Raw genomic sequence first — 12,838 nt, 5'->3', positions numbered from 1 at the left:
AGGCGACGGGGGGCAGACAGCCCCCCTGACCCCGCCCGCCGCAGGCGCACCGCATGCCTGAACATAAACCAGAATATCCCACACTCGACCTCCCCGCCGACCCAAAACTCGCGGAAAACATCACCCATTTCGCCCGCGCCCTGCGCCGCGCGGGCCTGCCCATCGGCCCGGGCCGCACCCTGGACGCCATCAATGCCGTGGCCGCCGCGGGCTTTACCGAGAAGGCCGATTTCTACTGGACCCTGCATGCCTGTTTTGTGACGAAGCCCGACCAGCGTCAGACCTTCGCCCAGCTCTTCCGCCTCTTCTGGCGCGACCCGCGCTACATGGAACAGATGATGTCGATGATGCTGCCCTCGCTTAGGGGCGTGGCAGAGGAACGCCAGGCACAGGCCGCCGAGAAACGCGCCGCCGAAGCCTTGCTCGACGGCGCCAACCCCAGCATCGACCAGCCCGAGCCACCGGAGGAGGAGGTCAAGCTCGATGTCGACGCCTCCCTCACCATGTCGACCGAAGAACGCCTCCGCACCCTCGATTTCGAACAGATGTCGGCAGATGAAATTGCTCAGGCCAAACGCATGCTGGCCCGCCTGAGCCTGCCGGTGCCGCCGCTGAAAACCCGCCGCCACCGCGCCACCCCGCAGGGCGCCCGGATCGACGCCGCCGGCACCCTGCGCGCGGCGATGAAACAGGGGGGCGAGATCCACAGCCTGACCCGGACCACAGCGCGCACCCGCTGGCCCGCCCTCGTCACGCTCTGCGATATCTCCGGCTCCATGTCGCAATATTCCCGCATGGTGCTGCATTTCCTGCATGCGGTCGCCAATGAAAAGGGCGCGGGCTGGGCCAAAGTCCATGCCTTCACCTTCGGCACCCGGCTCACCAATATCACCCGCCACCTCGCCACCCGGGATGTCGACGCCGCCCTCGCCGCCGCGGGCGCTGAGGCGCAGGACTGGGAGGGCGGCACGCGGATCGGCGACTGCCTGCATGACTTCAACCGCGACTGGTCGCGCCGGGTGATGGGGCAGGGCGCGGTGGTGCTGCTGATCACCGACGGGCTCGACCGCGGCGATCCGCAGGCGCTGGCGCAGGAAATGCGGCGGCTGAACCTCTCCTCGCGCCATCTCATCTGGCTCAATCCGCTGCTGCGGTGGGAAGGGTTCGCGCCCAAGGCACGCGGCATCGCGGCGATGCTGCCGCATGTCGACACATTCCGCGCCGGACACTCCGTCGCCTCGCTTCAGGACTTGGCCGATGCCCTCTCGAAACCCGGCGACAGCGGTGAGAAAGCCCGTCTTATGGCCCGGCTAAGTCGCTGATATCCCGTCTGCTATCCAATAACATTGAACCTTTCGGTCAGAGGCCGCGTTGCCCTTCCAATCACCGCTTTGTGCGGCCATGAAAGGAAGACAGATGACACCCAAGTTTCTCAAGTCGTCGACCGCCATTGTGCTCAGCCTTGCTCTGGCTGTGCCGCATGCCGCGATCGCCCAGGCCAATATCGACCCCGCAGAGGTTGATGCCGTCCAGCTCGATATCGACACATCCGGCATGACGGAAGCCGAAATTCAGGCGGCCAAGCTGAAAAAATTCAAGGAAGAGCGCCGCGAGGCCCGGGCCGAGGCCAAGGCCGACCGCCAGGCTGAACGTGCGGCGAAACAGGCAGATGCGCAGGCTGATGCCAATGCCCAGGCCGATGCGCAGGCAGAGGGTCAGGACGCCGAGCCCAGTGCCGTTCAGGCCGGGACGAACGGCACGGCAACTGCGGATGCAGCCGCTTCGGCTGACCCGGCACAGGATAAATCCGCCCTCGACAAGGCCGTGAGCGCTGTCACCGACAAGCTGGGCCTGACCGAGGAAGAGCCGGACGCCACGGCGGATGCGTCGGCAGAGGCCACCGCAGACGCCGCACCGCAAGCTGCGCCGGAAGCGTCGACCGACGTGCAGACCGAAGCTCAGGCCGAGGTTCAGCCCGAGGCACCTGCCGCTGAGGCTGAGGCTGAGGCACAGCCGCAGTCTGGCACGACCGTACAGAATGCGGACGTTGCCCCCGAAGCCGCTGCGAACGACGCGCCGGTCACCGCTGAAACGGCACCCGAACCCAAGCCCGCCGACACCGCAAATGCGTCGGCCACCGATGCACCTGCGACCGCCCAGGCGGAGCCTGCTGCCGATGCGGACAAGTCGATCGTGGAAAGCACCGTCGATAAGGTGCGCGACGGGCTTGCCGGGGCTCTCGGCGTAGACACCGCGCAAGAGACGCCGGACACCCCCGCGCCCGATGCGGCGGCCACCACCACCGCTGATGCCTCTGGCGAGGCACAGGGCGATGCGCCGACTGAAGAGCAGGCCGCCCAGATCGCCGAAGCTCAGGCGCAGCAGGAGGCCGAAGCCGCTGCGGCCCGCACAACCGCCGCCGCCGCGGCCTCTGGCGATACGGAGGCCGCCGAAGTGGTCGAAGAACAGGTGACGGAGGAAAACTCCCGCGCCTCGACCGAGGAATTCGTGAACCAGTCCACGGCTGCGCAGACCGGGGGGCAGGCAGCGGAGGGTCAGGCACAGGCCACCGCCTCTGCTGACACCGGCGACAAGGACGAAGGGCTGAGCGACCTTGGAAAGATTGCCCTCTTCGGTCTGGGCGCACTGGCGGTTGGCCAGATGCTTAAGAACGGCAATGAGGTTGTCTCCAACACCGGCGACCGTGTGGTCGTCCAGCAGCCCGACGGGTCCTACCGCGTCTACAAGAACGATGACGAGCTGATCCGCCGCCCCGGTACGGATGTGAAGACCTATGCCTATAACGACGGCTCCACCCGCACGGTGGCAACCCGCGATGACGGCATCCAGATCGAAACCGTCCGCGCCGCCGATGGCACGGTTCTGCGCCGCTCGCGTATCCTGCCGGACGGTCGCGAGGTCATCCTCTTTGACGACACCCAGGTCGCGGAGGCCGTGCAGGTGAACCAGCTGCCGCAGGTCACCGAAACCTCCGACGCGCTGACCTTCCAGAGTGCCCAGGAAGACGAGTTGCGGGCCGCGCTGGAAGGCCGTCTGCGGAGCGATGTCGACCGTCGCTTCTCGCTCAGCCAGGTGCGGTCGATCAACGCCGTGCGCAATCTTGCCCCCGAGATCGCCGTCGACAGCATCAACTTTGAAACCGGGTCCTCCGCGATCCGGCCCGAAGAGGCAGAGGAACTGGCCCAGCTGGGCAGCCTGATGCGCCAGATGATCGACCGGGACCCCGGTGAGGTCTTCCTGATCGAAGGGCATACCGATGCGGTGGGCTCGGCCAGCTCCAACCTTGCGTTGTCGGACCGTCGCGCGGAAAGCGTGGCACTGGCCCTGACGGAATATTTCGACGTTCCGCCTGAGAATATGGTGGTGCAGGGCTACGGCGAATATGACCTGAAGGTCCGGACCGCCGCTGCCGAGCGCGAGAATCGCCGCGCCGCCGTGCGCAATATCACCGAACTGCTGCAGGATCGTTCCTGATCCGACGCACTTGCCGACAAGAGGGCCGGACGGGGCATCCCGTCCGGCCCTTTTCCGTGGCGTCCCCATGGTCCGGACCCGCGCCCCTTTGCCGCCCGGAGGCCGGCGCCGGGTCTATCCGCGCCGCGTGTCGTTTGGCGTCGCGCGATCCCCGCCCCAGCCCGCGGGCGCATGGCACCCGGACCGCACCTTGATCTCTGGCCCCAGACGACCGACATATAACATGTGGCCCGGCACCCAAGCCGGCCTGGAAGGAGCCCCATGGAAGATTTCGCCGCCGACGCGCTGGACTGGCATCGGGCGGGCAAGGGTGCGGCCCTTGCCACCGTGGTCGAAACCTGGGGCAGTGCCCCCCGTCGCGTGGGGGCCATGCTGGCCGTATCGGGCGCGGGGGATATGGCCGGCTCCGTGTCCGGCGGCTGTGTCGAAGGCGCCGTGGTGACCGAAGCCCTGGAAGCTATTGAGGACGGCAAGCCGCGTCTGCTGAGCTATGGCATCTCCGACGGGGATGCCTTTGCGGTCGGTCTGGCCTGTGGCGGGACCATCCGCATCCTGTTGCAGCCCATCGGCCCGGACGGCCTGCCGGAAGAGGTGCTGGCCGATCTCTGCCTGGCGCATCTCAGACGGACCCCGGTCGCGCTGATCACGGATACTGAAACCTGGCAGGTCGAATTGTCCCGCGGCGGATTTGCCGACCGCTTCCGCGCCGACCGGTCCGGTTTTGAAGAGGACGGCAAGACCTTTGTCCATATCCACAACCCGCCCCTGCGGATGTTTGTGGTCGGCGCGGTGCATATCGCTCAGGCTCTGGTGCCGATGGCGCGGATCGCCGGATATGATCCGGTGATCGTGGACCCGCGCCCGGCCTTTGCCTCGGAAACCCGTTTCCCCGGTGAAACCATTCTGGATGACTATCCGGACGAGGTGCTGGAACAGGCGGGCATGGATGCCCGTACCGCGCTTGTCCTGCTGACGCATGATCCCAAGATCGACGACCCGGCGCTTGAGATCGGTCTGACCTCCGGCGCCTTCTACATTGGCGCTCTGGGCTCCACCCGAACCCATGCCAAACGCGTCGAACGTCTAACGGCCAAGGGATTTTCCGACGCACAGATCGCCGCAATCCATGGCCCTGTCGGTCTGGATATCGGCGCCGCCGATCCGGCGGAAATTGCGGTGTCGATTCTGGCCGAGGCCACGCAGGTGCTGCGGAAGGGCGGCTGAGTGAAATTCGGACCCGTATCCCTCGATCAGGCCGAAGGCGCGATTCTGGCGCATTCCGTTACGCTGACGTCTGGCCGATTGCGCAAAGGTCAGCGTCTGGAGGCCAGCCATCTGCAGGACATGGCGGGGCAGGGGATGACGCAGGTGATCTGCGCCCGTCTGGACCCGGGCGATGTGGAGGAAGATACCGCCGCCGCCCGCATCGCCGCCGCGCTGGTGCCTGATCCGGCAGGGCAGGGGCTGCGGATCACCCCGCCGTTCACGGGCCGGGTCAACCTTCTGGCTGACGGCCCGGGCGTCATCGTGCTGGACCCGGACACCTTGACCCGGCTGAACCATATCGACCCCATGCTGACGCTCGCCACCGTCCCCGCTTTTCAGCAGCTTGCCGCAGGCGGCATGGCGGCGACGGTCAAGATCATCTCCTACGCGGTGCCGGAAACCTCGGTCACGGCGGCGGAGGCGCTGCTGGCGGGGTCTCCGGCCCTCCACCTGGCACGGCCCGCCCTGCGGACGGCGCGGCTGGTTGTGACGGAAATTCCCGGCGGGGCAGGGGAGAAAGGCGTGACAGCGGTCAAAGACCGCCTCACGGCTCTGGGCCTGAGCCTGACCTCTGTGTCGACAACGCCCCATACGGTCGATCGGCTGGGCGAGGAACTGGCGCGCGATGCGGGCGATGATCTGACGCTGATCCTGACCGGATCGGCCACATCCGACCCGCATGACGTGGCGCCAGAGGCGGTGCGCCGGGCCGGCGGTGCGATCGACCGGTTCGGCATGCCCGTCGATCCGGGCAATCTGCTTTTCCTCGGTCAGCTGCACGGTCGGCCGGTCATCGGGCTGCCGGGCTGTGCTCGCTCTCCCGCGCTGAACGGGGCGGACTGGATCCTGTCGCGGATTGCCTGCGGGCTGACGGTGACCGGCGGCGACATTTCCGACATGGGCGTGGGCGGGCTGCTGAAGGAAATTCCGACCCGGCCGCAACCGCGCGAAAGCCGCCGCGCCGCCCGTCCCGCAGCAGGGGCGGCCTCAGCCGGGGCCGGGGCGTCTGGCGACAAGGTCGATCAGAGCTGACATCCCGGAATGGCCCGGACCCTCCTCCAGATGCCGTTCATGGCTCCTGAGCACTTCGATCTGCCAGGACTGGAACGCCGTTTGCAGCCCCGCCTCGGTATAAAGATTCTCGACAGCTGACGGGCCGCCGGTGCCATATTCCAGCTGTTTCGGCGTATAGCCATGCAGTGACACCAGTCCGCCCGGCTTGACCGCCCGTTTCATCCGCCGGAACAGATCCGCCCGGGGGGACGGCCCGACAAACTGGATGAAAATCGCCACCACATGGTCAAAGCCCCCTTCCGGCCAGTCCCAGGCGAAGACATCGCTCTGGACATGGGTCAGGCTGACCCCCTGAGACTGTGCCAGACGCCGCGCCTTGGCCACGGCCGACGGGGCGTATTCCAGTGCCGTCACATCCAGCCCCCGCTGCGCCAGCCAGACGGAATTGCGACCCTCCCCATCGGCGACGCAAAGCGCGGTCTGGCCGGGCTGATAGATCTCCGCATGATCGGTCAGAAACAGCGCGGGCTCTGTCCCGAAGACGTAACCGGGATTGGAATATCGTTCTTCCCACATGGGCATCACCTCGCGTCCCAAAAAGAAAAGCGGCCCAGAGGACCGCTTTGTCAAAGGCGATCAGGCGCCCCGGATTTATTTGGCCAGCGGGCCGATCATCATGATCATCTGGCGGCCTTCCATTTTCGGCATATTCTCGACCTTGCCGATCTCTTTAACGTCTTCCGCCACCCGTTCCAGCAGATCGCGGCCCAGATTCTGGTGCGCCATCTCGCGGCCACGGAAACGGAGGGTCACTTTGACCTTGTCGCCTTTTTCCAGAAACTTGACGACATTCTTCATCTTCACGTCGTAGTCGTGCACATCGGTGTTGGGCCGGAACTTGACCTCTTTCACCTCGATGATCTTCTGCTTTTTCCGGGCTTCGGATTCGCGCTTTTGCTGTTCGTATTTGAACTTGCCGAAATCCATGATCTTGCAGACCGGCGGCGTGGCATTGGGGGAAATCTCGACAAGGTCGAGCTCGGCCTGTTCGGCCAGCTCCATTGCGCGTTCGGGCGTGACCACGCCCAAATTCTCCCCTTCCGCGCCAATCAGGCGGACTTCGGGGCCACGGATACGATCGTTGACGCGGGGGCCGGTTTCGCGGGTCGGCGGCGCGTTGTGAGGTCTGCGAGCTATTTGACTGGTCCTTTTATAGCCAGGAATTGTGAGCGCAGAAACTAGTGCCGGAAGGGGTTAACTTCAAGCGGCAAATCGGGGAGAAGGCGCCCGAGCCCTGATTCCGTTGGTTGCGGAAAGGTAGGCCAATCCGGCGCTGTCGATAGGGTCTGGAACAGGAAAAGAGAAATGACGAAAATTCTGGGTATTCTCGTGGCTCTGCTCGCTCTCGGCGGCGTGGCCTATTACCTCAAGGGCGGTGAGATGATCCCCGCAACGGAAGAGGTTACGGCAGAAACGCCGGCCGAAGCCGCCGAAGAGATCGCCGACCCCGAAGCGATGGCCGACACTGCCGAAGCCACGGCAGAGACGGCTGCCGAAGAGGTGACGGATGCCGCCACCGCCGTTGCCGAAACGGTCGAGGCTGCCGCAGAAACCGCAGCCGAAGCCGTGGGCGAGGCCGCAACGGCCGCGGCCGAAGCGGCCAGCGCCGCAGGCGAGACGGCCGCAGAGGTTGCAGAGACCGCGGTGGACGCCGCCGCCGATGCCGCCGAGTCGGTGGTCGACGCTGCACAGGATGCGGCACAGGATGCTGCCGAAGGTGTCGCCGAGCTTGCCGAAACGGCCGAAACCGCCGCCGAGGATGCCACGGCCGAAACCGCCGCCGAGGTCACGACCGACACCCCCGCAGTTGCGGAAGAGACGGCAGAAGCTGCGCCCGCGGCTGAAGAAGCGGCCACTGCAGATGCGACCGAACCGGCGCCTGAAGCAGCTACCGAAACCGCCACGACAGCAGAGGTCGAAACCGCCGTTGAAACCAGCCCCGAAGCAGAGGCCCTGGCCTCCGAGACCGGCTTCAGCGTTGCGGAAATCGCCGAGGCCCTGACCACCGACGGCTTCAGCCTGTCTAAAGTGGTCGAAATCCTCGACGCCTCGTCACTGCCCGCGATGCAAAAGACCGCGCTGAAAATCGGTATCGGCAAGGTGCAGAACAATCCCGAAGCGCTGGCGGCCACGCTGGCGCAGGTCCGCGCGGCGCTTGGGTTCGGCCAGTAACGCGGCAGACATAGCCCTTAAAGAAATTTACTCCGCGGCCCCTGATGGCCGCGGAGACATCCGCAGGGGACAGCTGTCTGCGATCAGAGCGGCAGGCTGGTCGTGGATTTGATCTCCTCCATCGACAGCAGCGCGGTGACATTATGCACGCGCACCTCCGAGATCAGGGCCTGATAAAACGCGTCATAGGCCCGCGCATTCCGCACCCGGACCTTGAGGATGTAGTCGATATCGCCAGCCAGACGATGTGCTTCCTGCACTTCGGGACGGTCGCGCAGCGCCTTCAGGAAATCCGCCTGCCAGGCCGCTTCATGTTCCGAGGTCCGGATCAGGACAAAGAAACAGGCCTCGAATCCCAGCGTATCGGCATCCAGAACGGCAACCTCTTTCGTAATGATCCCGGCCTCCCGCATCTTGCGGATGCGATTCCACACAGGCGTCTTCGACGACCCCACCGTTTTCGCGATATCCTCGATCGACGGCGTTGTGTCTTGCTGCAGCTGCAAAAGAATTTTCCGATCCAGCTCGTCGAGACGGACAGCCATTCCTTCATTCTCCTGTCTGGCGGGATTCTGACCCGCATCCTTCCGCTTGCAGGAACAGCATTCCTTATTTGGCGGGGGTACTGGTCCTCTGGGGGGATTATTTCCTAAATTGGAGATAAGTCAATCAGCCCGCTGGGAGACCCGGAATGACCGGTCAGATGCAGCATTTCCCTATTTTTCTCGCGATGGAGAACCGCCGCGTGATCCTGTCCGGCGGTGGCGCCGCGGCACTTGCGAAATTGCGGCTGCTGCTCAAGACACCGGCCCGGATCGACGTCTTTACCCCCGATGCCGCGCCGGAGATTCGCGACTGGGCGCGGCAGGGGCGGCTGGTGCTGCACCCGCGCGCGCTCGGGCCCGGGGATCTCTCTGGCGCTGCACTTGTATATGCCGCCGATGAGGATGAGGCAGCGGATGCCCGGACGGCCGATATGGCCCGTGCTGCCGGAGTGCTGATCAATGTCGTCGACAATCTTCTGGCCTCGGATTTTATCACACCGGCCATCGTCGACCGCGCTCCCGTCACTGTCGCAATTGGCACCGAAGGTACGGCGCCCGTCCTGGCCCGCAGCCTCAAGGCCGGGCTGGAACAGGACTTGCCCGCCGTCACCGGCGCGCTGGCCCGCGCCGCCGCCGGTTTCCGCCCCCGGGCCGAGGCCCTGCCGCATGGTGCGCCGCGCCGCGCGTTCTGGTCTGACTGGTTCGGTCAAACGGGGCCCGAGGCGGCAGCGGCCGGAACCGATCTGGACGCAGCGCTCGACACCCTGCTGTCGGCCCATCTGCATGCTGCTCCGGCCATCCCCCGCGTGACGCTCGCCCCCGTAAACCATGCCGATCCCGACCTTCTGGTGATGAAGACCCGGCGTGCCCTGGATACGGCTGACGTCGTGGTGCATGACGCGGCCATTTCGCCCTCGGTCCTTGAACTCGCCCGTCGCGAAGCTGATTTCGTGGCCCTGCATGATCGCACGACCGTCCCGCCGCTCCACCAGATACTGGCGCAGCGCGCGCAGGGGGGGCGGCATGTTCTGTACCTGGCTTCGGGTCGCGATCTGGACGCTCTGGCAACGGCCGTGTCGCGTTTGGGCCCCAGCGTTACCGTCATCCCCGGCCTCGCCGCCGCCGCCCGATCCGTTTCCCGACAGGAGCAAGCCTGATGCCACGCGCCTTTACGCCCAAAGTTGTGACCGCCAACGCCCTGCTGGAAGGGGACGTTGTCTACCTGACCGCAGATGACCGCTGGACCCGCCAGCTGTCTGAGGCGGAACTGATCACCGACGAAGCCATCGCCGAGCTGCGCCTGCTTGATGCAGAACGCCGCGCCGCCGAAGTGGTCGGCCCCTACCTGGCAGATATGGCCGCCGGCGAAAACGGACCGCAACCCACCCATTTTCGGGAGGATTTCCGGCGCACCGGCCCCTCCAACTATTTCCACGGCAAACAGGCACAGGAGGCCTGAGATGTATCGCTACAGCGAATTCGATCACGCCTTCCTGGCTGAACGCAACGCCCAGTTCCGCGCCCAGGTGGAACGCCGCATCGCCGGCAACCTGACGGAAGAAGAGTTCCGCCCCTTGCGCCTGATGAACGGGCTCTACCTGCAGCTGCACGCCTATATGCTGCGTGTGGCGATCCCCTACGGCACCTTGAGCTCGGCCCAGATGGACGGGTTAGCCTTTATCGCAGAAAGGTTCGACAAAGGTTACGGCCATTTCACCACCCGGCAAAACATTCAGTATAACTGGCCGAAACTGAACGAAGTTCCGGACATTCTGGATGAGCTGGCCAAGGTGCAGCTGCACGCGATCCAGACCTCCGGCAACACGATCCGCAACGTGACGGCAGACCATTTCGCCGGTGCCGCCGCCGATGAGATCGCCGATCCCCGCCCGGTGGCAGAGCTGATCCGCCAGTGGTCGACCGACCATCCGGAATTCCAGTTCCTGCCGCGCAAATTCAAATTCGCTGTGACAGGCAGCCCGAACGATCGTGCCGTGACCCGCGCGCATGACATCGGCGTCCGCATGGTCGAACGCGATGGTAAACCCGGTTACGAAATTCTTGTCGGCGGTGGCCTCGGCCGCACGCCCATGATCGGCAAGGTGATCAACGACTTCCTGCCGCCGGAGGACCTGCTGCCCTATCTGGAGGCCATCGTCTCTGTCTACAACCAGCTGGGCCGCCGCGATAACAAATACAAAGCCCGCATCAAGATCACCGTGCATGAAAACGGCCTCGACACGATTCGCGAAATGGTCGACGCGCGATTTGCCGAGATCAAGCCGCTCTTTACCGGTGTCGATCAGGAGATGCTCGCGGCGATCGAGGCCCAGTTCGCCCCGCCGGCGTTCCGCAATGCGCCGACAACGGGTTATGACCTGGCCCGTGATGCCGATCCGGTGTTCCGTGCCTGGACGGATACCAACCTGCACCCGCACAGGGCCGAAGGTTATGCCATCGTCACGGTCAGCCTGAAAAAACAAGGCGCCACCCCGGGTGATGCGACGGCCGATCAGATGCGCGCGCTCGCCGATCTTGCCCGACGGTTCGGCCATGATGAACTGCGTATCAGCCATGAACAGAACGTCATCCTTCCGCATGTCCACAAATCCGACCTGCCCGATCTGCACGCCGCGCTCAAGGCCGCCGATCTGGCCACATCCAATGTCGGCCTGATCTCCGACATCATTGCCTGCCCGGGCATGGATTACTGCGCGCTCGCCACCGCACGCTCGATCCCCGTGGCGCAGGAGATTGCGCAGCGGTTTGACGAGCTGAAGCTGGAGCACGACATCGGGCCGATCAAGCTCAAGATTTCGGGCTGCATCAATGCCTGCGGGCATCACCATGTCGGGCATATCGGCATCCTTGGCCTCGACCGGGCCGGGGTCGAGAACTATCAGATCACGCTCGGCGGCGACGGCACCGAAAGCGCGGCCATCGGCGAACGCACCGGCCCGGGCTTTGCCTATGACGAGATTACCGGCGCAATCGAACGCATCCTTCTGACCTATCTGGACCTGCGGGAAACGCCGGAGGAAACCTTCCTCGAGGCCTATCGAAGGCTGGGAATGGCGCCCTTCAAGGCCGCCCTTTATGATGACGCGGAGAGGGCCAAGACCCATGCCGCCTGAAGCCGCTCTCGATTTCACGGCGCCCGCCTTGCCGGAGCAGGCGGAGCGGGTGCGCCTGCTCAATGACCGCTACCGCCATCACAGCGCCGCCGCCGTGCTGGAAGGGGCGCTGAACGACCCGGATGCGGGGCGCATCGCCATGGTTTCGTCCTTTGGCGCGGAGTCTGTGGCGCTGCTGCATCTGGTCTCTGTCATCGAACACAGGACGCCGGTGCTGTTCATCGACACGCAGATGCTGTTTGCCGAAACGCTCGCCTATCAGGAAGACCTGGCCGAACGGCTGAACCTGACCAACCTGCGGGTTATCCGGGCCTCCGCCACCGCGGTGAAATCCGTCGATCCGGACGGCACGCTGCATCAGCGCGACACGGATCGGTGCTGCGACCTGCGCAAGACGCAGCCTCTGGTTGACGCCCTGGCGGAATTTGACGGCTGGATAACCGGGCGCAAACGGTTTCAGAGCGCCACGCGCTCCGCGCTCGATTTCTTCGAAGCCGACGGGCCGCACCGGATCAAGGTAAACCCGCTGGCGCATTGGACGCCGGACGATGTCCGCAGCTATATGGAAGAGAACCGCCTTCCTAAACATCCTTTGGTGTCAAAGGGATACCCATCCATTGGCTGCGCCCCCTGTACTTCGCCCGTGGCGCCGGGCGAAGACCCGCGTGCCGGTCGGTGGCGCGGACAGACAAAAGATGAATGTGGAATTCATTTCGTAAATGGAAAGATGGTAAGAGGAAACGCGACATGACCGTGATTGTGACTGATACCGGCTTTTCGTCGGATGACTGGGCCGCGGACTTGGCGGACTCGGAAATCCTTGAGCTGGCCTCTGATACGGATGTGGCGGATCTGACGCCCGCCGCGTCAATCCGCCTTGTTCGCGTCGCGTTCCCCGCCTTTTCGGACGGCCGCGGATTTTCCATTGCCGCTGCGCTGCGCAGGCATGGCTATACCGGGCCGCTGCGCGCCGTGGGGCATGTTCTGTCGGATCAATATGCGATGGCCCGTCGCTCCGGCTTTGATGAGGTCGAGATCTCTGACGAACTGGCAGCCCGCCAACCCGAGGGGGAATGGCAGTTCCGGTCCAATTGGCAGGCATTTGACTATCGCGCCCGCCTGCAGGCCGGATAAATTCTTTATCATTCGTAC

Annotated in this window: 13 protein-coding genes; 10 read left to right on the top strand and 3 right to left on the bottom strand. The window is 64.8% G+C overall.

All coding sequences use genetic code 11. From position 1 onward, the window contains the following. Window positions 1-53 precede the first annotated feature (53 nt). From ACRARG_RS03125 to ACRARG_RS03110, 4 genes are all read left to right on the top strand, one after another. A complete protein-coding gene (locus ACRARG_RS03125; RefSeq protein ID WP_432688518.1) occupies window positions 54-1,322 on the top strand; it encodes a vWA domain-containing protein in 1,269 nt (422 codons plus the stop codon). Window positions 1,323-1,416: 94 nt separating this feature from the next. Next, a complete protein-coding gene (locus ACRARG_RS03120; RefSeq protein ID WP_432688517.1) occupies window positions 1,417-3,495 on the top strand; it encodes an OmpA family protein in 2,079 nt (692 codons plus the stop codon). A 261-nt stretch (window positions 3,496-3,756) separates the two neighbouring features. Further along, entirely contained in the window at window positions 3,757-4,719 is a 963-nt protein-coding gene (locus tag ACRARG_RS03115; RefSeq protein WP_432688516.1) for an XdhC family protein, read from the top strand. After that, window positions 4,720-5,793 carry a molybdopterin-binding protein gene (locus ACRARG_RS03110; RefSeq protein ID WP_432688515.1) on the top strand — a complete coding sequence of 358 codons (1,074 nt, stop codon included), beginning with the start codon at window positions 4,720-4,722 and terminating at the stop codon, window positions 5,791-5,793. Here ACRARG_RS03110 and ACRARG_RS03105 read toward each other — a convergent pair. Then, a complete protein-coding gene (locus ACRARG_RS03105) occupies window positions 5,749-6,351 on the bottom strand; it encodes an SAM-dependent methyltransferase (RefSeq protein ID WP_432688514.1) in 603 nt (200 codons plus the stop codon). The two genes, ACRARG_RS03110 and ACRARG_RS03105, sit on opposite strands and share 45 nt — an antisense overlap. Window positions 6,352-6,426: 75 nt before the next feature. Continuing rightward, entirely contained in the window at window positions 6,427-6,972 is a 546-nt protein-coding gene (infC, locus tag ACRARG_RS03100; RefSeq protein WP_432691306.1) for a translation initiation factor IF-3, read from the bottom strand. A gap of 168 nt (window positions 6,973-7,140) precedes the next feature. Here infC and ACRARG_RS03095 point away from each other — a divergent pair, with 168 nt between their 5' ends. Next, window positions 7,141-8,007: a translation initiation factor 3 gene (locus tag ACRARG_RS03095; RefSeq protein WP_432688513.1), complete on the top strand. Its 867-nt coding sequence runs from the start codon at window positions 7,141-7,143 to the stop codon at window positions 8,005-8,007. An 83-nt stretch (window positions 8,008-8,090) separates the two neighbouring features. On the opposite strand, the gene ACRARG_RS03090 is transcribed toward ACRARG_RS03095, so the two are convergent. After that, on the bottom strand, window positions 8,091-8,552 hold the full coding sequence (locus tag ACRARG_RS03090; RefSeq protein ID WP_432688512.1) for an Lrp/AsnC family transcriptional regulator: 462 nt from the start codon (window positions 8,550-8,552) through the stop codon (window positions 8,091-8,093). Between the two features lie 146 nt (window positions 8,553-8,698). On the opposite strand from ACRARG_RS03090, the gene ACRARG_RS03085 reads away from it, so the two are divergent. The 5 genes from ACRARG_RS03085 to ACRARG_RS03065 are packed head-to-tail and all read left to right on the top strand — an operon-like array spanning window position 8,699 to window position 12,820. Continuing rightward, window positions 8,699-9,709, top strand: coding sequence for a siroheme synthase domain-containing protein (locus ACRARG_RS03085; RefSeq protein WP_432688511.1), 1,011 nt, complete (start codon window positions 8,699-8,701; stop codon window positions 9,707-9,709). Next, a complete protein-coding gene (locus ACRARG_RS03080) occupies window positions 9,709-10,011 on the top strand; it encodes a DUF2849 domain-containing protein (RefSeq protein WP_432688510.1) in 303 nt (100 codons plus the stop codon). Before ACRARG_RS03085 ends, ACRARG_RS03080 begins: the two co-directional genes overlap by 1 nt. Before the next feature lies 1 nt (window position 10,012). Beyond that, entirely contained in the window at window positions 10,013-11,686 is a 1,674-nt protein-coding gene (locus ACRARG_RS03075; RefSeq protein ID WP_432688509.1) for a nitrite/sulfite reductase, read from the top strand. After that, entirely contained in the window at window positions 11,676-12,437 is a 762-nt protein-coding gene (locus ACRARG_RS03070; protein ID WP_432688508.1) for a phosphoadenylyl-sulfate reductase, read from the top strand. The genes ACRARG_RS03075 and ACRARG_RS03070 overlap by 11 nt, the downstream gene beginning before the upstream one ends. After that, the gene (locus ACRARG_RS03065) at window positions 12,434-12,820 is read left to right on the top strand and encodes a DUF934 domain-containing protein (protein ID WP_432688507.1); all 387 of its coding nucleotides are present in this window, start codon (window positions 12,434-12,436) and stop codon (window positions 12,818-12,820) included. Before ACRARG_RS03070 ends, ACRARG_RS03065 begins: the two co-directional genes overlap by 4 nt. The last annotated feature ends 18 nt before the right edge of the window (window positions 12,821-12,838 follow it).

This window comes from Pseudooceanicola profundi (assembly GCF_050897955.1).
GTDB lineage: Bacteria > Pseudomonadota > Alphaproteobacteria > Rhodobacterales > Rhodobacteraceae > Pseudooceanicola.
The sequence above is the reverse complement of the archived record's forward strand: the minus strand, read 5'-3'. Positions and strand labels throughout refer to the sequence as shown.